This window comes from Micromonospora sp. DT227, from assembly GCF_049841835.1.
In the GTDB taxonomy this organism is placed as follows: Bacteria; Actinomycetota; Actinomycetes; order Mycobacteriales; family Micromonosporaceae; genus Micromonospora.
The window spans coordinates 134,168-153,549 of the sequence record NZ_JBNCLA010000010.1; the positions used below are offsets into that span (position 1 = coordinate 134,168).

General features: G+C 74.5%; 15 protein-coding genes. 8 read left to right on the plus strand and 7 right to left on the minus strand.

Annotated features, from left to right (window positions below; translation table 11 throughout):
- Positions 1 to 4 precede the first annotated feature (4 nt).
- A complete protein-coding gene (locus ACLQ2W_RS28025) occupies positions 5 to 553 on the minus strand; it encodes a hypothetical protein (protein WP_396774382.1) in 549 nt (182 codons plus the stop codon).
- Between the two features lie 143 nt (positions 554 to 696).
- Between ACLQ2W_RS28025 and ACLQ2W_RS28030 the strand changes: the two genes are divergently transcribed.
- Both ACLQ2W_RS28030 and ACLQ2W_RS28035 read left to right on the plus strand, forming a co-directional pair.
- Positions 697 to 1,821, plus strand: coding sequence for a Vms1/Ankzf1 family peptidyl-tRNA hydrolase (locus ACLQ2W_RS28030; protein WP_281940640.1), 1,125 nt, complete (start codon positions 697 to 699; stop codon positions 1,819 to 1,821).
- Positions 1,814 to 3,562: a thiamine pyrophosphate-binding protein gene (locus ACLQ2W_RS28035; protein WP_425790123.1), complete on the plus strand. Its 1,749-nt coding sequence runs from the start codon at positions 1,814 to 1,816 to the stop codon at positions 3,560 to 3,562. The genes ACLQ2W_RS28030 and ACLQ2W_RS28035 overlap by 8 nt, the downstream gene beginning before the upstream one ends.
- A gap of 45 nt (positions 3,563 to 3,607) precedes the next feature.
- Here ACLQ2W_RS28035 and ACLQ2W_RS28040 read toward each other — a convergent pair whose 3' ends face one another.
- Positions 3,608 to 3,817, minus strand: coding sequence for a CDGSH iron-sulfur domain-containing protein (locus tag ACLQ2W_RS28040; protein WP_425790125.1), 210 nt, complete (start codon positions 3,815 to 3,817; stop codon positions 3,608 to 3,610).
- 161 nt (positions 3,818 to 3,978) lie between these two features.
- On the opposite strand from ACLQ2W_RS28040, the gene ACLQ2W_RS28045 reads away from it, so the two are divergent.
- Together ACLQ2W_RS28045 and ACLQ2W_RS28050 are read left to right on the plus strand one after the other, a co-directional pair.
- Entirely contained in the window at positions 3,979 to 5,394 is a 1,416-nt protein-coding gene (locus tag ACLQ2W_RS28045; RefSeq protein WP_425790127.1) for a hypothetical protein, read from the plus strand.
- A 254-nt stretch (positions 5,395 to 5,648) separates the two neighbouring features.
- Positions 5,649 to 6,782, plus strand: a complete 1,134-nt coding sequence (locus ACLQ2W_RS28050) for a SigB/SigF/SigG family RNA polymerase sigma factor (protein ID WP_405093992.1) — start codon at positions 5,649 to 5,651, stop codon at positions 6,780 to 6,782.
- Between the two features lie 117 nt (positions 6,783 to 6,899).
- Here ACLQ2W_RS28050 and ctaD read toward each other — a convergent pair whose 3' ends face one another.
- From ctaD to ACLQ2W_RS28075, 5 genes are all read right to left on the minus strand, one after another.
- Complete coding sequence (gene ctaD, locus ACLQ2W_RS28055; protein WP_425790130.1) at positions 6,900 to 8,903, minus strand: cytochrome c oxidase subunit I; 2,004 nt, start codon at positions 8,901 to 8,903, stop codon at positions 6,900 to 6,902.
- An 88-nt stretch (positions 8,904 to 8,991) separates the two neighbouring features.
- On the minus strand, positions 8,992 to 9,723 hold the full coding sequence (locus ACLQ2W_RS28060) for an ATP-binding protein (protein ID WP_425790132.1): 732 nt from the start codon (positions 9,721 to 9,723) through the stop codon (positions 8,992 to 8,994).
- A gap of 225 nt (positions 9,724 to 9,948) precedes the next feature.
- Complete coding sequence (locus ACLQ2W_RS28065) at positions 9,949 to 10,398, minus strand: DUF4383 domain-containing protein (RefSeq protein WP_425790362.1); 450 nt, start codon at positions 10,396 to 10,398, stop codon at positions 9,949 to 9,951.
- Positions 10,399 to 10,589: 191 nt separating this feature from the next.
- The gene (locus ACLQ2W_RS28070) at positions 10,590 to 11,744 is read right to left on the minus strand and encodes a glycosyltransferase (RefSeq protein WP_425790134.1); all 1,155 of its coding nucleotides are present in this window, start codon (positions 11,742 to 11,744) and stop codon (positions 10,590 to 10,592) included.
- Between the two features lie 28 nt (positions 11,745 to 11,772).
- A complete protein-coding gene (locus tag ACLQ2W_RS28075) occupies positions 11,773 to 12,753 on the minus strand; it encodes a glucosyl-3-phosphoglycerate synthase (RefSeq protein WP_425790364.1) in 981 nt (326 codons plus the stop codon).
- Between the two features lie 220 nt (positions 12,754 to 12,973).
- Between ACLQ2W_RS28075 and ACLQ2W_RS28080 the strand changes: the two genes are divergently transcribed.
- The 4 genes from ACLQ2W_RS28080 to secA2 all read left to right on the plus strand — a co-directional run bounded on the left by ACLQ2W_RS28080 (position 12,974) and on the right by secA2 (position 19,272).
- Positions 12,974 to 13,987, plus strand: coding sequence for a Gfo/Idh/MocA family protein (locus ACLQ2W_RS28080; RefSeq protein WP_425790136.1), 1,014 nt, complete (start codon positions 12,974 to 12,976; stop codon positions 13,985 to 13,987).
- Positions 13,980 to 15,068, plus strand: a complete 1,089-nt coding sequence (locus ACLQ2W_RS28085) for a zinc-binding dehydrogenase (protein WP_281940658.1) — start codon at positions 13,980 to 13,982, stop codon at positions 15,066 to 15,068. The genes ACLQ2W_RS28080 and ACLQ2W_RS28085 overlap by 8 nt, the downstream gene beginning before the upstream one ends.
- Before the next feature lie 54 nt (positions 15,069 to 15,122).
- Complete coding sequence (locus ACLQ2W_RS28090) at positions 15,123 to 16,868, plus strand: ABC transporter ATP-binding protein (RefSeq protein WP_425790138.1); 1,746 nt, start codon at positions 15,123 to 15,125, stop codon at positions 16,866 to 16,868.
- 109 nt (positions 16,869 to 16,977) lie between these two features.
- A complete protein-coding gene (gene secA2, locus ACLQ2W_RS28095) occupies positions 16,978 to 19,272 on the plus strand; it encodes an accessory Sec system translocase SecA2 (protein ID WP_425790140.1) in 2,295 nt (764 codons plus the stop codon).
- Positions 19,273 to 19,382 lie beyond the last annotated feature (110 nt).

Genomic DNA, 19,382 nt, shown 5'->3' on the forward strand with positions numbered 1-19,382 from the left:
CCTTTCACGTCAGGGCGGAGCAGGCGGCGACGCCGAGCACCAGGACCAGGCCGAGGGTGGCCTGGAGCAGCAGCGCCGGGCCCAGGTGCGACCAGAGCGTCGCGGTACGCGGGGTGAGCAGCTGACCGGTGGTCAGGTTGACGATCCGCTCGATCCGGGGCGGCAGGTCCGCGTCGCGCTGCGGGCGCAGCGTGAGCTGCACGTGGTCGCCGGGGTGCAGCGCGCTCTGCGGCAGGTGGCCGTGCAGTTCGACCTCGACCAGCCGGTCCGCGGCGTCGCGCACCCGGACCGGGGTGACCAGGAACTCGGGCCCCTTCTTCAGGTCCTTGAAGCTGCGCTTCGCGCCGCCACCGCCGCTGCTGAGCAACGCGCGGACCACCCGTAGCAGCAGCCCCACCACCCCCGCCGCGGTCAACACCGTGACCAGCACCGGCTGGCCGACGCGTACCTCGCGGGCGTACCCCTCCATCAGCCGGACCAGCCGCCCGGTGACGATGCGCTCCGTCGGACGGACGACGCGTCGGGTGTGTAGCTCCGTGTCCATGTTCACCACCGAGAGTTCCGTTCCGTGCACAGATGGTATCGGCCCTTCAGGTTGAACGACGTGAATGAACGAACGGTCACGCCCGGCGGACCGGAAGGTGACATCGGCCGGGGCGCGGGTATCCGTGCGGCCGAGCTGGAAAGGGGTCGAGCATGCAGCTGTCCTTCCTGCGCCCGCTCTACGACCGTCCCGGGCCCTGGTGTTCGGTGTATCTGGACGCCTCCCGGGACACCCACGACTCGCGCCCACAGGTCGACCTGCGCTGGCGGGCCCTGAAGGGGGACCTGCTGGCCCAGGGCGCCGATCAGGTCACCGTCGAGGCGGTGGAGGAGGTGGTCCGCCGGCACCAGCCGATGCCCGGCGACTACGGCATCGCGGTCTTCGCCAGCCGGGGCCGGGTGGTGCTCACCGAGTACCTCTCCGCGCCGCCGCTGCGCGACCTGGCCACCTGGGCCGCGCTGCCGCACACCATGCCGCTTGTCGCCCAGCGCGGCGAGCAGGTCGCCTGGGTGCGGGTGCTGGCCGACCGCACCGGCGCCGACGCGATGGCGGTCAGCGCAGGCGGGGTGCCCCGGCGGGCCCAGGTGACGGGCCGACAGAGCCGCCAGGTGCGCCGGGTGCAGCCCGGCGGCTGGTCACAGTCCCGCTACCAGCGGGCCGCCATGGAGGCGTGGCACCACAACGCCGGCGACGCCGCCGCGGCCACCGCCGAGCTGGCCGACCGCGTCGGCGCCGACGTGGTCGTGGTGGCCGGCGACATCCGGGCCACCGGCATGATCGCCGCTCAGCTCCCGGAACGCTGGCAGGACGTGCTGGTCCGCACCGACGCCGGCTCCCGGGCCGGTGGCGCCGAGGACACGCTGATGGACGACCTCACCGTGCAGACCGTCGCCGAGGTCGCCGACCGGCGGATCGCCGCCGCGCTGGACCGGTTCGGCGTGCAGGAGGACGTCGGCGCCGGGCTCGACGCGGTGGTCGCCGCGCTGCAACGCAACCAGGTCGACACCATGCTGATCGTCGACGACGCGTCCGCCGACGGCGAGCTGTGGGTCGGCCCCGAGCCGACCGAGATCGCCACCGACCCGGCACAGCTGGCCGACATGTCGGTGGCCGACCCGCAGAAGGTACGCGCCGACGCCGCGCTGCTGCGCGCGCTGATCGGCACCGACGCGGAGCTGACCGTGCTCGCGCCGGAGGAGGCGCCGGAACTGACCGACGGGGTCGGCGCGGTGCTGCGGTACGTCGACGCCGGCACCCCGGGGCGGGACGATGGCTGACCGTACCGTCGCCGACCTGGTGGTCGAGCGGCTACGGGCCTGGCGGGTGCCGCGCGTCTTCGGCTATGCCGGCGCGGCGCTCGACCCGCTGCTGGCCGCGCTCGACGACGCCGGCGGCGATCCGGCGTTCGTGCCGGCCCGGCACGAGGAGACCGCCGCGTTCATGGCCACCGGCCACGCCAAGTTCACCGGCGGGATCGGGGTGTGCCTGGCCACCCAGGGGCCCAGCGCGGTGCACCTGCTCAACGGCCTCTACGACGCGAAGCTGGACAGCAAGCCGGTGGTGGCGATCATCGGGGAGGACGTCAGCGGCCCGCTCGGCGGGGCGCACGAGGAGATCGGGCTGAGCCGCCTCTTCGGCGACGTGTGCAACCAGTTCGTCCGGTACGGCCGCACGCCCGACCAGGTGCCGGCGCTGCTGGACCAGGCGTTCCGGACCGCGGCGGCGACCCGCAGCCCGACCTGCGTGGTGCTGCCCCGGGCGTTGCAGGTGACGCCCGTGCCCGACCGGCTGCCACCGACCGCCGGCGTCATCACCGCGACGCCCGGCGAGCCGCTGGCCCGGGTGCTGCCGCACGACGCCGACCTGGACGCCGCCGCCTCGCTGCTCAGCACCGGCCAGCGGGTGGCCGTGCTGGTCGGCCAGGGGGCGCACGGCGCGGCCGGCGAGGTCGTCGCGCTCGCCGACCGGCTCGGCGCGGGCGTGGCCACGTCGCTGCTCGGCAAGCCGGTGCTGGACGAGCGGCTGCCGTTCCACACCGGCGTGCTCGGCGAGGTCGGCACCACCGCCGCCGCCCAGCTCATGGGCGGCTGCGACACGCTGCTGCTGGTCGGCACGAACGATCCGTGGACCGACTGGTTCCCGCTGCCCGGCCAGGTGCGCACCATCCAGATCGACATCGACGGCCGGCGAATCGGCGCCCGCTACCCGGTCGACGTGCCCCTGGTAGGCGACGCCGCCGAGACGCTGCGGGCGCTGCTGTCCCGGGTGGCGGAACGGCCCCACGCGCAGTGGCGCGGCGTGGTGGAGAGCGCGGTGGACCGCTGGCGGGTGGTCGCCGCCGACCGCGCCGCCGCCCCGGCCGAGCCGCTCAACCCGCAGCTCGTGCTCCGGGAGCTGTCCGCCCGGCTGCCGCAGCGCGCGGCGGTCGCCGTCGACGTCGGCTCGGTCATCTACTGGTACGCCCGCCACCTGGAACTGCCGCCGGGGGTGCAGGCCCGGCTCTGCGGCACGCTCGGCTCGATGGGATGCGCGTTGCCGTACGCGGTGGCCGCCAAGCTGGCCTGGCCGGACCAGCCGGTGCTGGCGCTGCTCGGCGACGGCGCGATGCAGCTCAACGGCCTGGCCGAGCTGATCACCGTGGCGCACCACTGGACGGAGTGGCCGGACCCCCGGCTGGTCGTGCTGGTGCTGAACAACCGTGACCAGTCCGGCGTGGGCGGCGGGCGTACGCCGGGCGACCGGCGACCCGACGTGCCGTACGCCGGATGGGCCCGGCTGCTCGGGCTGCACGGCGTCCGGGTGGACCGGCCGGACCTGATCGGACCGGCCTGGGACGAGGTGCTCGCCGCGGACCGGCCCAGCGTGCTGGAGGCGGTGGTGGACCCGGCCGTGCCGCTGAACGTGCCCGAGCCGGCGCTGGCCGACCTGCGCGGCCTGATGACGGACGGCGACGCGGCCCGGCGGGTGCGGGACCGGGTGATCCAGACCGAGGCCATCGCCGCCGAGGACCTCGTCTAGCCGGACCCGGGTGGGGCACTGCGACCCTGAGCCATCCGCGGTGGATCAGGGGGCGCGGAAGTCGGCGACCTTGTGGGTGCCGTCGCAGAACGGCTTGATCGCGCTCTTGCCGCAGCGGCACAGCGCCACCGTGCCCCGGCGTGCCTCGATCGGCTCGCCCTCCGGCGTGACCAGTGCGAAGTCGCCGCGCACCAGCAGCGGTCCGTCCCGGTACGGGGTGATGGTCGCCGCCGGGGCGCTCTGGTCGTCGGGCATGCGCGGTGCAGTGCCCGTCCCGCCGCGGCCCAAACCCGCACCCGGCGTGCCGTTGCGCCCGTGGCGGCGGGGGAGCGGCGCGACGGCACCCGACCGGGGATTGGTCCGGCGCGTGGGGAGATGACCCGTTTAGACCCCAGACGGACGGGAAGCCGGCCCGCGTGGTGAGCGAACGAGTCGAGCGCGGACCGGCGGCCGGGACCACGTTGCCCGGTGACCGGGCGGTCGCGGCGGGCAGCGCGGCCCGGATCCTGGTCGCCGCGACGGCCCGGGCGCTGCGCGGCGACGACTGCGGCGACCTCGGTCACGCCGGCTCGCTGTCCCGGCTCGGCGGGGCCCCGGAGGCGGTACGGCGCGTCGCCGCCGGCCGCGCGGCCGGTCGGGCGGCGCTCACCGCCGCCCAGGTCGCCCGCGTCGACGCCGAGCGGGTGGCCGACTGGTTCGTCGCCCAGTACCCGGGCCGGCGCTGGCCCGGGGCGGTGCTCGGCTCGCCGCACGGGGCCGCGGCCCACCTCGCGGTGGCGCTCGGCGTGCCCTGGCTGCCCGCCGGCTTCGAACTCGCCGGGCAGTGGGGCCGGGGCGCGGTGGACCGCCCGGACGCCGCGCTCGACCACGGTGCCGCGCTGGCCGGCCGGCTGCTCGGCGGCAACCCCCGGGTGCACGTGCGGCAGGTGCACTGCCCGGCCAGCCGGGGCGTGGCGGTCGGCGCCGCGGTCACGCTCGCGGTCCGCTGGCGGACTCTGCCCGAGGCGTACGCGCGGTTCCTGGCCGACCGGCTGGAGCCGGCCGCGCCGGTGCTGCTGTTGCACGACGCGCGTACGTGGCCGGTGCGGGACGACGGCGGCGGCCACAGCTTCCAGGCCGGCTGCCCGGCCAGCGGCCTCGACCCGGTCGACTTCCACCCGGACGCCCCGGCGCTGCGCCACGTGCTGCGCGCGGCCGGCGGTGACGAGACACGCTGGCGCGCCCCGGAGGTCACGGCGTCGGCGGCGTTCGCCGAACACGGCGTGGAGTCCGGTTTCGAGCACGGCGCCCGGGAGTGGGGCGACACCCGGGGCCACCCGCTGCACCGGGTGGTCGTGCCGCAGCCGGACGCGCTGAGCGCGGCCACCGCGGACCTCTACCGACGCTGGCTGCGCCGGGCCGGCAAGACCGGGGACCGGCTGGTGGTGGAGTGCGGCCGGCTGCTCGACCCGGGACAGGTGCTGCGCGCCGGCCTGGTGCCCTACTGGTGCGAGAACGCCACCCGGCGCCGGGTGCAGGGCGCCGAGTGGTGGCTCGCCGGCAGTGAGCCGTTCAGCTCGGTGGACGTGCTGCCGGAACCGCCCGGCCTGCGTTCGCCGGCGCTCGCCGGCCTGTCCCAGTGGCTGGCGGTGGCCGGCTTCGGGCGCCGGCGGCGCGCCCTGGACCGGGGCACGGCCCGCGGTTACCCGGTCACCTCGGTACCGACCCGACGTGCCACGGAGGTGTTGCGCAACCAGCCCTGCGACCTGCCCGCGCCGCCGCCGATGCCGATGGCGGAGGCGCTCGCCGCGCTCCGGGACGCGGGCGCCCACCAGGGCCTGCTGGTCTGCTGAGCGCGGGCCACCACGCCGACGGGCACGGCCCGCCGGCCAACCTGGCGAAACATCCTCGCGAACCGACGGTCCGTGATTGAGTACCTACGGAGCGGGAAGACCGCTCGCCGCGACCCGGCCACGACGCCGCGCGGCGGGCAGCCACCGCTTCCGACGTATCCGTCACGTAACCAACTTCCTCACCCGGGACGTGGCTTGACCACGTGCGCAACCGGTTCCGGCCGGGCGGGGGATCTTCGGCGAGGGAGGCGCGGATGTTCGGACAGACCACCACACCCACCCCACCGACCACCGACCGGGGTCTGGAGGACCTCGACGCGGCGGCGCTCGCGTACGCGGCCCGGATCGAGGGGCTGCCACCCGAGCGGCGGCAGGAGGCACGGGACGACCTGGTCCGCTTCGCGTTGCCGTTCGCCGGGCGGCTGGCCCGCCGGTACCGGGGTCGCGGGGAGCCGTTGGAGGACCTGGAACAGGTCGCCCGCCTCGGCCTGGTCAACGCCGTCGACCGGTACGACCCGGAGCGCGGCTCGTTCACCGCGTACGCGGCGATCACCATCGTCGGTGAGATCAAACGACACTTCCGTGACCGCACCTGGGGCGTGCACGTGCCACGCCGGCTGCGCGACCTGATCCTCGAGGTGGGGCAGGCGACCGCGACGCTGACCAGCGAGCTGTCCCGGGCCCCGTCGGTCGCCGAACTGGCCGAGCGGCTGGAGACGCCGGAGGAGGAGATCCTCGCCGCGCTGGAGTCGGCGGCCGGCTACAGCCCGGCCTCGCTCAACGCGCCGGTCGGCGGCGAGAGCTCGGCCGAGTTCGGTGACCTGGTCGGCGAGTCCGACAACGCGCTGGAGTCGGTCGACGACCGGGTCACGGTCAGCGGCCTGCTGCACCGACTGCCCTGGCGGGAGCGGCGGATCCTCGCCATGCGCTTCTACGGCAACCAGACCCAGGCCGAGATCGCGGCCCGGTTCGGCATCTCCCAGATGCACGTGTCCCGGCTGCTGTCCCGGGCGCTGACCTGGCTGCGCCAGGCGATGCTCGCCGACGCCCCGCAGCCCTGGCAGAACGGCACGGCCGAGGCGGAGCCGGCCAGGTCCCGGATCTCGGTGCGGCAGAACGGCGACCGGGTGGTCGTCGAGGTCGGCGGCGAGGTGGACCGGGCCGGCGCGGACCAGTTGCGCCGGGCGGTGCTGGAGGCGGTCACCGGGCAACCCCGCGAGGTGGTGGTCGACCTGGTGGGCGCGGGCGGCTTCGACGCCGGCGGGATCGCCGCGCTGATGGCCGGCCGGGACGCCGCCGCCCGGACCGGGGTGCCGTTGCGGCTGACCCGGGTGCAGCCCGCGGTACGCCGCTCGCTCACCGCCGCCGGCCTGCCCGCCGCCGACTGAGCTGCCGCACGCCACATGCCGGCCCGTCGACGACGACGGGCCGGCACGGTGCGCGGCATCCGTGGTGTTGAGCGGGGCCCCTGCTCTGCCGGAGGCGTCAACAGGGGGCCCCTCCTTTCAGTTGTCGGGGGTGTCGCCGTGGCCGCGCGGGTGCCGCCACCTCTCGTTCGGCTGGTCCTCGCGCGGGGCGCCGAGGATCGTCTCCTCCGGCTCGTCGGTCTCCTCGAAGCTGGGGCGGCGTACGTCCTCGGGCTCCGGCACCACCACCGGCCGGGCGCCGGACTGCGGCGCGGGCTGGTACTCGACGGCCTCCCGGGCCCCGTGCGCGCCCTCGGCGGCCGGCGACTCCTTCGCGTACCGCACGTGGTGGAACTCCTCGGCGAGACTCTGCGGCGGCTTGGTGGTCCGCTGCGGCAGGTCGCGGCCGAGGTCGGAGACGAGCGGGCCGTACTTGGCGTCGAACGCCGGCCGTTCCGAGCGGATCCGGGGCATCCGGTCGAAGTTGCGCAGCGGCGGCGGGCAGGTGGTGGCCCACTCCAGCGAGTTGCCGAACCCCCACGGGTCGTCCACGGTGACCAACGCGCCGTACCGCCAGGACTTCCAGACGTTGTAGATGAAGAACAGCGTGGACGCGCCGAGCACGAACGACCCGACGGTGGAGATCTCGTTGAGCCCGGTGAAGCCGTCGGTGGGCAGGTAGTCGGCGTACCGGCGGGGCATGCCCTCGTTGCCGAGCCAGTGCTGCACCAGGAACGTGGCGTGGAAGCCGAGGAACATGGTCCAGAAGTGCATCTTGCCCAGCCGCTCGTCGAGCAGCCGGCCGGTCATCTTCGGGAACCAGAAGTAGATGCCGCCGAACGCGGCGAACACGATGGTGCCGAAGAGCACGTAGTGGAAGTGCGCCACCACGAAGTACGAGTCGGTGACGTGGAAGTCGACCGGCGGGCTGGCCAGCAGCACGCCGGTCAGGCCGCCGAGCAGGAACGTGACCAGGAAGCCGACGGCGAACAGCATCGGCGTCTCGAACGTGAGCTGTCCCTTCCACATGGTGCCGATCCAGTTGAAGAACTTCACCCCGGTCGGCACCGCGATCAGGTAGCTCAGGATGCTGAAGAACGGCAGCAGCACCTGGCCGGTGGCGAACATGTGGTGCGCCCAGACCGCCATCGACAGCACCGTGATGGCGAGCGTGGCGAGCACCAGCCCGGTGTAGCCGAAGATCGGCTTGCGGGAGAAGACCGGGATGATCTCGGTGATGATGCCGAAGAACGGCAGCGCGATGATGTAGACCTCGGGGTGCCCGAAGAACCAGAACAGGTGCTGCCACAGCATCGGCCCGCCGGTGGTCGGATCGTAGACGTGCGAGTGCAGGATCCGGTCCGAGGCGAGCGCGAACAGCGCGGCCGCCAGCAGCGGGAACACGAAGATCACCAGCACGCTGGTGAGCAGCAGGTTCCAGGTGAAGATCGGCATCCGGAACATGGTCATGCCGGGCGCGCGCAGGGTCAGGATCGTGGTGATCATGTTGACCGCGCCGAGGATCGTGCCCAGACCGGAGACGGCCAGCCCGACCACCCACATGTTCGCGCCGACCCCGGGCGAGTGCTGCGCGGTGCTCAGCGGCGTGTACGCGGTCCAGCCGAAGTCCGCCGAGCCCTGCGGCGTGAAGAACCCGCCCACCGTGATGGCCGCGCCGAAGAAGTAGAGCCAGTACGCGAACGCGTTGAGCCGGGGGAACGCCACGTCCGGCGCGCCGATCTGCAACGGCACCAGGTAGTTGCCGAACCCGAACACCATCGGCGTCGCGAACAGCAGCAGCATGATCGTGCCGTGCATGGTGAACATCTGGTTGTACTGCTCGGGGGAGAGCAGTTGCATCCCCGGCCGGGCCAGCTCGGCGCGGATCAGCATCGCCATGAAGCCGCCGATGATGAAGTACGCGAACGACGTGCCCAGGTAGAGCAGGCCGATCAACTTGGCGTCGGTGGTGCGCAGCAACCGCCACAGCGAGTTGCCCTTCACCGCCTCCCGGACCGGGCCGGGATATCCGCCGAACCGGGCCGGCGCGAGGATCGCCGGCCCGCGGTCGTGTGCCGGATCCGTGACTACTCGCTTGGGCATGGCATCTCACCCCAGGTGACGACAGACAGGACGGGCGCGCGTACCCGTCCCCGCTACCCATGAAACCAGGCGAGAGCGGAGAATTCGGTCAGTTCGCCGGGAGCATGGCCCAGACGACCTTGCCGGCGCCGACCGGCGTGCTGCCCCAACGCTGGGTCAGCTCCCGCACCAGCATCAGCCCCCGGCCGCCCTCCGCGCGGGGATCACGGCCGGTCGCCGCGTACGCCTCGGCGGGACTGCCGTCCATCACCGCCACCCGCAGGTACGGTCGGCGCAGCGTCAGCGTGACGTGCATCGGCGTGCCGGCGTGCCGGACCACGTTGCCGACCAGCTCGCTGAGCACCAGCGAGGCCGGCCCGGCCAGCTCCGGCACGTTCCACCGGCCGCACGCCTCGGTGACCAGCTCCCGGGCCCGCCGGCAGGCCCCGGCGACCGGCTCCAGCCGGGCCCGCAGCCGGGGTGCCGCCGCGGTGCCGGCCAGCGCCGTCGCCTCCGCACAGTCCCGGCGCACCGGCACCACCCGGCAGGCGGTGGTCTCGTTCAGCCAGGCGGCGGTCTCCCGGGGCGGGGCGGAGAGCACCATCGGCACCGCCGGCCAGTCGGCCGCCCGCCGGGCCGCCGCCGCGAACACGGACAGCGCCAGCGGGTCGGTGACGTCGATCTCCTCCAGGTCGACCACGAGCGCGTCCGGTTGCGCGACGAGGCAGCGGTCCAGCACCTCGTGCACCGCACGCATCGTGCCCAGGTCGAGCAGCCCGGCCAGCCGTACGACGGTGACCGGGGACTCGTCGCGGACCTCGCACCTGATCCGGGTCGACATCGGGCCCTCGTTTCCAACTCGTCGGGAGGCTACCGACGTACCCGCCGTCCGAACCACCGAAACCGGCCATCCGGCCCGCCGCCGCCCGCCCCCGCCCGCCCTCAGCGGGCTGCAGATTCACGGAAAGAGGGGCTATCCGACGCCGGATAGCCCCTCTTTCCGTGAATCTGCGTGGGGGTGTCGGGGGTGGGTGGGGACCGCAGCCGCGGCGGGACGGGCGCGGGGTCAGCGGTGGGTGCGGCGGCGGGCGAGCAGGGCCAGCGTCAGCATGGCGGCGCCGAGCAGCAGGTGCAGCCAGGTGTCGGCGCCGTTCACCGCCAGCACGTTCGCCTCGGTCCGCCGGTCGACGGCCAGGCCGAACAGCCAGAGCACCAGGTAGACCGCGCCGCCGCCGAGCAGGAACGCGCGGGCGCCGGGGACCGTCCGGGACAGCAGCAGGCCGGCGACGCCGAACGCCAGGTGGACGACGTTCTGCACCACCGACACCTGGAACAGCCCGAGCAGTCGGGCGCCGGACGCCGGACCGGCGAACCGCAGGTCGGCGAAGGAACTGGTGACGCCGGGCACGAAGCCCAGCACGCCGAGCAGCAGCAGGAGCACCGCGACGCCGGAGGCGGCCCGGCGCACCGGCGCCCGGCCGTCGGCCGGGTTGCGCCGCGCCCGGGAGTGCGCCATCGAGTTCGTCACGCCGGCCTCCTCGCCACCGCGGGGAAGCCGACGGTTTCCCCCGCCCACCGGCGGCAAACGCCGACGCCCCGCGCCGAACGCCAGGCCACCCGCGCCGAAGGCCGGGCCACGCCGGCCCACCGGTGGCAAAACGCCGGCCCGGCCACGGGAGGGCGGCCGGGCCGGCGGGGTGACGCCGATCAGGCGGGCTGCAACGGTCGTGCGGCGCCCTGGCGGACCCGGTCGTAGAGCGCGACGTAACGCTCGGCCATCCGGGCCGGGGTGAACCGGTCGGCCGCCTCGCGCCGGCACTCGTCGGCGTCGAGCCGGCCGGCGGCGAGCACCAGGTCGCCCAGCTCGTCCTCGTCGGCGGTGAGCAGGCCGGTGCGGCCGTGCTCGATCAGCTCCGGCAGGCAGCCCCGCGAGGTGGCCACCACGGGCGTGCCCAGCGACAGGGACTCGACCACCGCGGTGCCGCCCGGCTCCTCCCAGCGCAGCGGGAACAACGACGCGCGCGCGGAGGCGACCAGGTCGTCGCGCTCCTGCCCGGCCACCGTGCCGACCCAGCGCACCCGGTCACCGTCGACGTACGGGGCGACGTGGTCGTGGAAGAACCGCACGTCCGGGTTCTGCCGCGCCTCGTCGCCGGCCGCGGCGAGGTCCTCCGGGCGGTGGTACGGCCCGACCGGGCCGGCCAGCACCAGCCGGAAGCCGGCCTCCCGGGCCAGCCGGGCGCCCAGGTCCTGTCCCTTCCCCGGGTTGATCCGGCCGAGGATCACCACGTGGTCGCCCTTGGGCGTCGCCGGACGGCGGTCCGCGTCGACCGCCAGCGGGGTGGACAGGTGCACGTGGCCGACCGAGTGCTCCCGCAGCGCGCGGGGAGCGCGGGCGAGCTGCGAGGCCGACACCCCGTTGACCCGCACCCGGTCACCGCCGTCGAGGTTGCCGTACAGCTCCGGATGCTTGGCCAGGTCCCAGTGCAGGGTGTGCAGCACCGGCGGCGCGTCCGGGCCCATCGCGGCCAGCGTGGCCAGCCCGACCGCCTCCACGTGGTCGTGCACCAGGTCGATGTCGTCGCGGGCGTGCACCGCCCGCACCACGTGCGCCAGGTGCGCCTGGGACACGCCGCAGACCTGGTTGTACGGCCGCTGCAACGCGTGGAACTGCCCGTCCGGGAAGACCGCGATCTTCTCGTCGACCGGCAGCGTGCTGCTCTCCACCGAGGCGAGCACCACCCGTACGCCGAGGCGGCGCAGCTCCGGCACCAGCGTGGCCACCACGTTCTCGATCCCGCCGTACCCGGGCGGCGGCACGGACAGCCACGGCCCGGCGTTCATCAGCACGGTGAGCGTCATGCGCTGCCTCTTCTCTCGGCTGTCGGATTCACGCGGCGACCCGGCGGCGCGGGACGCGGTGCCGCAACTGGGCCAGCGGCGGGCGTTCCTCGACCGAGACGTCGTTGACCACGATCTCCCGGTCCAGGTTGGGCAGCGCCTCCGAGCCGCCCCGACGGAACTGGGTGAGCTGCGGGGTCGGCATCGTCCCGGGCGCCGCCCAGCCGCGCCGCTGGAGCCGGGACCAGGCGGTCAGCATGATCTGCGCCGACATCCGGCCCAGCGCGGCGGTGTCCTGGTGCCGGTGCTTGCGCTCGCCCAGGTCGACCTGGGCCAGCGCGTCCAGCCCGACCAGCTCCAGCAGGTCGATGAGCATCGCCGTCTCGACGCCGTACCCGGTGACGAACGGCACCCGCTCCAGCACGGTGCGGCGGCCCGCGTACTCGCCGGCCAACGGCTGTACGAAGCCGGCCAGATCCGGCCAGAACAGGTTGAGCAGCGGCCGGGCCATCAGCTCCGTCACCCGGCCGCCACCGTCGGGCTCGACCCCGGTGGCACCGATCAGCGGCCGGTGGTAGAAGCCCTTGACGAACTCCACGCTGGGGTCGGTGAGCAGCGGCCCGAGCAGCCCGGTGACGAAGTGCGGCCGGAACTCGCGCAGGTCGGCGTCGACGAACGCGACCACGTCCCCCTCGGCCGCGGCCAGCCCGGCCCACAGCGCGTCGCCCTTGCCGGTGAGCCGCGGCAACCCGCGCGTCATCGCGTCCTGCCCCACCACCTCGGCGCCGGCCGCGCGGGCCACCTGGGCGGTCCGGTCGGTGGACCGGGAGTCGACCACGATCAGCTCGTCGACGAGCGGCACGCGGTCCATCAGGTGCTCGCGGATGGTCGACACGATCGCGCCGACCGTGGCCTCCTCGTTGCGCGCCGGCAGCACCACGCTGACCCGGCTGGTTCCCTTGGCCCGGACCAGCCGGTCGGCCGGCCAGTCGTCGGCCGCACTGGTGCGGTACGTGGCCCACGCCTCCACCACAGGTGAGACGATCGAATCTGATTCCCGCACGGGCACCCCCCATTGGTTGCGGAATCGCAAGTATGTGTTTCCCAGTTCTGAACCCGCGCTAACCGATCCTGCCCAATGGTGTGATCACGGGGATGAACGTCACGTTGCGCGCGAGGTCGCGTTTGCCGCGTCGGCGCCGGGGGGAGTGCTGTCCGCAGTCTTTCAGTCACGGCGAGAGGGCGGCAGGATGCGGGTGGGACTGGTCGGGGCCGGTGGGGTGGCGCAACGCCATGCCCGGGTGCTCACGGGCTTCGAGGACGTGGAACTACTCGGCGTGACGGATGTCGCGCCGGAGGCGGCGGAGGCGCTCGCCGGCACGTACGGCGGCCGGGTCTTCGCCGACGTGGCCGAGCTGCTCGCCGCCGGCCCGGACGCGGTGTACGTCTGCGTGCCGCCGTTCGCGCACGGCCCGGCCGAGGAGGCGGTGATCGCCGCCGGCGTGCCGATGTTCGTGGAGAAGCCGGTCGCGGTCGACCTGGAGACGGCCGAGCGGGTCGCCGCGCTGGTGGAGCAGCGCGGGCTGCGCACCGGCGTCGGCCACCACTGGCGCTACCTGCGCGTGGTGGAGGAGGCCCGGCGGCTGCTCGCCGACCGTCCGGTGCGGATGGTCAACGGGGCCTGGCTGGACAAGGTGCCGCCGGTGGCCTGGTGGGCGCGGCGGGAGCGGTCCGGTGGTCCGGTGGTGGAGCAGGCCGCGCACGTGCTCGACCTGATCCGGGTGCTGGTCGGCGAGGTCACCGAGGTGACCGCGTACGGCGACGGCACCCCGCCGCCGGTCGACGGCGCCGACATCGACTCGGTGACCGCGGCCACGCTGCGGTTCGCCTCCGGCGCGGTCGGCACGCTCGCCGCGGCCTGCGTGCTCACCTGGAAGCACCGGGCCGGCCTGGAGATCCTCGCCGACGGGCTGGCGCTGTCGCTGGCCGAGGACGGCCTGACGATCCGGGACGCGGACGGCGAGCGGCACGTGCCCGCCGACCCGGACGACGCGCGGGTCGCCGTCGACCGGGCGTTCGTCGACGCGGTCCGCGGCGTCGGCGACGACGTCCGCGTCCCGTACGCCGAGGCGCTGCGCACCCAACGGCTGGCACTCGCGGTGGCCGAGTCGGCGCGGACCGGCCGGCCGGTGGCGCTGCCGACCGGCCCGGCGACCCGGCTCACCGCCGCGGTGGCCGACGCGGGGGTGACAGTCGATGCGTGACCGGGTGGTGGTGGTCAGCGGCCCGGGCCGGGTCGAGCTGGTCGAGCAGGACGCGCCCGAGCTGCGCGAGGGCACGTTCCGGGTGGAGACGCTCTACAGCGGCGTCTCCGCCGGCACCGAGCTGAGCTACGTCAAGGGCACCAACCCGTACCTGCACGTCACCTGGAACGCCGGTCTCGGCCTGTTCCAGCCGGGCGGGGCGAGCACCCCGTACCCGGTGACCCGGCTCGGCTACATGCAGGTCGGCCGCGTGGTGGAGAGCCGGACCCCGGCGGTCGCGGTGGGCACGGTCGGCGCGATGACGTACGGGCACCGCAGCGGCTGGGTGGCCGATCCGGTCGCCGAACGGTTCGTGCCGCTGCCCGACGACCTCGATCCGCTGCTCGGCGTCTACGTGGCGCACATGGGGCCGATCTGCGCCAACGGCCTGCTGCACGCCGCCGCCGACCTGTGCGGCACCGACGTCCGGACGCTTGGCGACGGGGTCCGTGGCCGCCGGGTGGCGGTGGTCGGCAGCGGCGTGGTCGCGCTGCTCACCGCGCTGTTCGCGCGCCGCCACGGGGCCGCCTCGGTGGTCGTGGTGGACCCCACCCCGGCCCGCCGGCAGGTGGCCGAGGCGCTCGGCCTGGAGACGCTCGACCCGGAGGCGGACGACCCGGCCATGGTGCTCAAGACGCGGTGGAACCACGCCGCCGGGGACCGCGGCGCGGACGTGGTCTTCCAGTGCCGCGGCCAGGACTGGGCGTTGCAGCTCGCGCTGCGGCTGCTGCGGCCCCAGGGCACGGTGATCGACCTGGCGTTCTACCAGGGCGGCGCGGACGCGGTCCGGCTCGGCGAGGAGTTCCACCACAACGGACTGTCGCTGCGCTGCGCGCAGATCGGCCGGGTGCCGCGCGGGCTGGCCCCGACCTGGGACCGGGAGCGGCTCTCCGCGGAGACGGTGGAGCTGCTGCGCCAGTACGGCGACCAGATCCGCAAGCATCTCGTCTCCGCGGTGGTGCCGCTGGACGAGGCGCCGGCGCTGCTCACCGACCTGGCCGAGCGTCGCCGCTCGGAGCTCCAGGTGGTGCTGACCGGCTGACCCCGGGGCACGACCCCGGCCGAACCCGGTGCGGTGCCCGGCTACCGTTCGGTGATGACCGCCGACGCCGGCCCGACGCCGGGACTCGCCGCTCTGCTGCCCTACCTGCGCGCCCACCGCGGCACCCTCGTCGCGGTGGGCGCGTTGTCGCTCACCGGGGCCGCCGCCGCGCTGGCCCAACCGCTGCTCACCCGCACCGTGCTGGACCGGATCACCGCCGACCGCCCGGCCACCACGCTGGTGGTGGCACTGGTCGCGCTGGTGCTGGTCGGCGCGATGCTCGGTGGGCTCCGCGACTACCTGTTGCAACGCACCGCCGAAGGGCTCGTGCTGGGCCTCCGGCGGCGGCTCGCCGGCCACCTGCTGCGCCTGCCGATCGCCGAGTACGACCGGCGCCGCACCGGCGACCTGCTGTCCCGGGTGGGCGCCGACACCACGTTGCTGCGGGCGGTGGTCACGTCCGGCCTCTTCGAGACCGTCACCGGGGCGGTGATGGTCCTCGGCGCCGGCACCGCCATGGTGCTGCTGGACCCGCTGCTGTTCGGGGTGACGCTGGCGTCGGTCGCGGTCGGCGTGGGCTTCGCCGTCACGGTCGCCCGCCGGGTGCGCGGGCTGTCCCGCCACGCCCAGGAACGGGTCGGCGAGATGACCTCCGCCGTCGAGCGGGCCATCTCCGCGGCCCGGACCATCCGGGCCAGCCGCGCCGAGGAGCGGGAGACCGGCACGGTGGTGGCGAGCGCGACCGCGGCGTACGACGCCGGGCAGCGGGTGGCCCGCGCCCAGGCGGTGGTGGGACCGGTCAGCGCGGTCACCGTGCAGGGCGCGTTCCTGCTGGTGCTGGCGGTGGGCGGGGCGCGCGTGGCGGCCGGGGCGATCAGCGTGGGCGACCTGGTCGCGTTCGTGATGTTCCTGTTCTTCCTGGTGCTGCCGCTGGGCCAGGCGGTGCACGCGTACACCCAGTTGCAGAGCGGGCTGGGCGCGCTGGCCCGGATCGAGGAGATCCTCACCGTGCCGGGCGAGAGCGCCGGCGACCGGCCCGGGCGGGTGGACGTGCCGGCCGCCGCCGCGCCGGCCCGGGTGGAGTTCGACCGGGTCGGCTTCGGTTATCCCGGTGGCCCGCCGGTGCTGCACGAGGTGAGCTTCACGGTGCCGGCCGGCACCCGCACCGCCCTGGTGGGTCCGTCCGGCGCCGGTAAGTCCACCCTGCTGGCGCTCGTCGAGCGTTTCTACGAGGCGGGCGAGGGCGCGGTGCGCCTGGACGGCGTGGACGTGCGGGAGCTGCCCCGGGACGCGCTGCGCGCCCGGCTCGGCTACGTGGAGCAGGAGGCGCCGGTGCTCGCCGGCACGCTACGGGACAACCTGCTGATCTCCACGCCCGGCGCCACCGACGACCGGCTGCGCGCGGTGCTCGACGAGGTCAACCTGGGCCACCTCGCCGACCGGACCGCGGACGGGCTGGACGTGCAGGTGGGGGAGGGCGGCGTGCTGCTCTCCGGCGGGGAGCGGCAGCGGCTGGCCATCGCCCGGGCGCTGCTGGCCGGGCCGCCGGTGCTGCTGCTCGACGAGCCGACCAGCAACCTCGACGCCCGCAACGAGGCGGCGCTGCGGCGGGCGATCGACGCGGTGGCGGTGCGCCGTACTCTGCTGATCGTGGCGCACCGGCTCTCCACGGTGGTGGACGCCGACCAGATCGTGGTGCTCGACGGCGGCCGGGTGGTGGCGGTCGGCACCCACGACGAGTTGACCACCACCAGCCCGCTCTACCGGGAGCTGGCCACCCACCAACTGCTCGTGGCCTGATCCGCCCGGACGGTCGGGAACCGGTCGGGCCGGTGATTTTCGGACACGGTCCGGCTCCGGCGGTGGGCGGGGCTCACAATCGGCTCCGGTTCGCGTACCGTTGCGGCTCATGGGTGTGTCGCAACGGTTCAAGACCAGGTTCCGCCGGTTTCTCCAGCGCCCGGGGACGACGGTCGACCTGGCCCCGCTGGAGAAGCTGCTGCCGGCGATCGAGTCCCGCGAGGCGGAGCTGGAGCAGCTCTCCGACGCCGAGCTGACCGAGGCCGCCGGTCGGGCCGAGAAGTACGAGGAGATCTGCGCGATCGGCCGCGAGGCGGCCCGCCGCGGGCTCGATCAGCGCCCCTACGACGTGCAGCTGCTCGGCGCCATGGCGTTGCTCTCCGGCAAGGTCGCCGAGATGGCCACCGGTGAGGGCAAGACGCTCACCGCGACCGTCGCCGCGTACGGGCATGTCCGGCTCGGCAACGGCCCGGTGCACGTGCTCACCGTCAACGACTACCTGGCCCGCCGCGACGCCGAGTGGATGCAGCCGGTCTACACGCTGCTCGGGCTCACCGTCGGGTGGGTCAACGAGGCGTCCACCCCGGAGGAGCGCCGCGCCGCGTACCGCTGCGACGTCACCTACGTGTCGGTCAGCGAGGCCGGCTTCGACTACCTGCGCGACCAGCTCGCCACCGACGTGGCCGAGCGGGTGCAGCCGCCGCTGAAGACCGCGATCGTGGACGAGGCCGACTCGATCCTGATCGACGAGGCGCGGGTGCCGATGGTGCTCGCCGGCGCGGTCCCCGGCGAGCAGGACCCGGTGCACGCCGCCGCGGCGCTGGTGCGCGGCCTGCGCAAGGGCAGGCACTACACGGTGGCCGAGGACGGCCGCAGCGTCGCCTTCACCTCGGTCGGCCTGGCCACGGTCGAGGCGAAGCTCGGCGGCATCGACCTGTACGACGAGGAGCACGTCGGGCAGCTTTCCGCGGTGAACGTGGCGCTGCACGCGCACGCGCTGCTGCACCGCGACGTCGACTACATCGTGCGGGACGACTCGGTCGAGCTGATCGACGAGATGCGCGGCCGGGTCGCGCAGCGCCGCCGTTGGCCGGACGGGCTCCAGGCCGCGGTCGAGGCGAAGGAGGGGCTGGACGCCAGCGCCGAGGGCGAGGTGTTGGGCACCGTCACCGTGCAGGCGTACATCGCGCTCTACCCGACCGTCTGCGGGATGACCGCGACCGCGGTGCTCGTCGGCGACCAGCTCCGGGAGTTCTTCGGCCTCGAGGTGGCGGTGATCCCGCCGAACACCCCGTGCGTCCGGGAGGACGAGCCGGACCGGATCTACGCCACCCGCGCCGAGAAGGAGGAGGCGCTGGTCGACGAGATCACGCGCTGCCACCGAGCGGGGCGGCCGGTGCTGGTCGGCACGCTCGACGTGAAGGAGTCCGAGGGGCTGGCCGCCGCGCTGCGCGCCGCCGACGTGCCGTGCGTGGTGCTCAACGCCAAGAACGACGACGAGGAGGCCGGCATCATCGCCGAGGCCGGCGCGTACGGCGCGGTGACGGTCTCCACCCAGATGGCCGGCCGGGGTGTCGACATCCGGCTCGGCGGCAGCGACCAGTCCGACCAGGAGCGGGTCGCCGAGTTGGGCGGCCTCTACGTGATCGGCAGCGGCCGGCACGACAGTCGCCGGGTCGACGACCAGCTCCGCGGCCGGGCCGGCCGGCAGGGCGACCCGGGCGGGTCGGTCTTCTTCGTCAGCCTGGAGGACGACCTGGTCGTCCGGCACGCCGGCGACACCGTGCCGGCGTCGCCCCGGATGAACGCCGACGGCCTGGTCACCGACCCGCAGGTGGACTACGCGGTCGAGCACGCCCAGCGGGTCGCCGAGGGCGTCAACCACGAGATCCACCGCAACACCTGGCGCTACAGCCACGTGATCGAGCAGCAGCGCAAGGCGCTCGCCGAGCGGCGGGAGCGGCTGCTGACCACCGACATCGCCGCGCTGATGCTGTTGGAGCGGGTGCCGGAGAAGGCCGGCGAGATGGACGAGGACCTGCTCGCCGAGGTGTCCCGTTCGATCGCGCTCTACCACCTGGACCGGCTCTGGGCCGAGCACCTGGCCGAGCTGTCCGAGGTGCGGGAGGGCGTGCACCTGCGGGCGCTGGGCCGGCTCGACCCGCTCGACGAGTTCCACCGCAGCGCGGTGCCGGCGTTCAACGCGTTGATGCCGGAGATCGAGACGCGCACCATCGCCACGTTCGAGGAGACCGAGTTCGACGAGGGGTGGGAGCCGGACGCGTCGAAGCTGGTGCGGCCGAGCGCCACCTGGACGTACCTCGTGCACGACAACCCGTTCGGCTCGGAGCTGGACCGGCTGATCGCCTCGGTGGGCCGGCGGCTCATCTCCGGGTCCCGCTGACCCGGTGCGCAGGGCCCCTCCGGTCGGGTACGGCCGGAAGGGGCCCTTTTGCGCGGTTTCGAGGTCGGCCGGCGGGGGTAGTAGGCCGAGGCTCGGTCGACGAGAGGACG

What these genes read in the sequence shown, in the direction of transcription:
- ACLQ2W_RS28030 (WP_281940640.1), top strand. Translation starts at nt 697, where the DNA reads ATGCAGCTGTCCTTCCTGCGCCCGCTCTACGACCGTCCCGGGCCCTGG.
- ACLQ2W_RS28035 (WP_425790123.1), top strand. Translation starts at nt 1,814, where the DNA reads ATGGCTGACCGTACCGTCGCCGACCTGGTGGTCGAGCGGCTACGGGCC.
- ACLQ2W_RS28040 (WP_425790125.1), bottom strand. Translation starts at nt 3,817, where the DNA reads ATGCCCGACGACCAGAGCGCCCCGGCGGCGACCATCACCCCGTACCGG.
- ACLQ2W_RS28050 (WP_405093992.1), top strand. Translation starts at nt 5,649, where the DNA reads ATGTTCGGACAGACCACCACACCCACCCCACCGACCACCGACCGGGGT.
- ctaD (WP_425790130.1), bottom strand. Translation starts at nt 8,903, where the DNA reads ATGCCCAAGCGAGTAGTCACGGATCCGGCACACGACCGCGGGCCGGCG.
- ACLQ2W_RS28060 (WP_425790132.1), bottom strand. Translation starts at nt 9,723, where the DNA reads ATGTCGACCCGGATCAGGTGCGAGGTCCGCGACGAGTCCCCGGTCACC.
- ACLQ2W_RS28065 (WP_425790362.1), bottom strand. Translation starts at nt 10,398, where the DNA reads ATGGCGCACTCCCGGGCGCGGCGCAACCCGGCCGACGGCCGGGCGCCG.
- ACLQ2W_RS28070 (WP_425790134.1), bottom strand. Translation starts at nt 11,744, where the DNA reads ATGACGCTCACCGTGCTGATGAACGCCGGGCCGTGGCTGTCCGTGCCG.
- ACLQ2W_RS28080 (WP_425790136.1), top strand. Translation starts at nt 12,974, where the DNA reads ATGCGGGTGGGACTGGTCGGGGCCGGTGGGGTGGCGCAACGCCATGCC.
- ACLQ2W_RS28085 (WP_281940658.1), top strand. Translation starts at nt 13,980, where the DNA reads ATGCGTGACCGGGTGGTGGTGGTCAGCGGCCCGGGCCGGGTCGAGCTG.
- ACLQ2W_RS28090 (WP_425790138.1), top strand. Translation starts at nt 15,123, where the DNA reads ATGACCGCCGACGCCGGCCCGACGCCGGGACTCGCCGCTCTGCTGCCC.
- secA2 (WP_425790140.1), top strand. Translation starts at nt 16,978, where the DNA reads ATGGGTGTGTCGCAACGGTTCAAGACCAGGTTCCGCCGGTTTCTCCAG.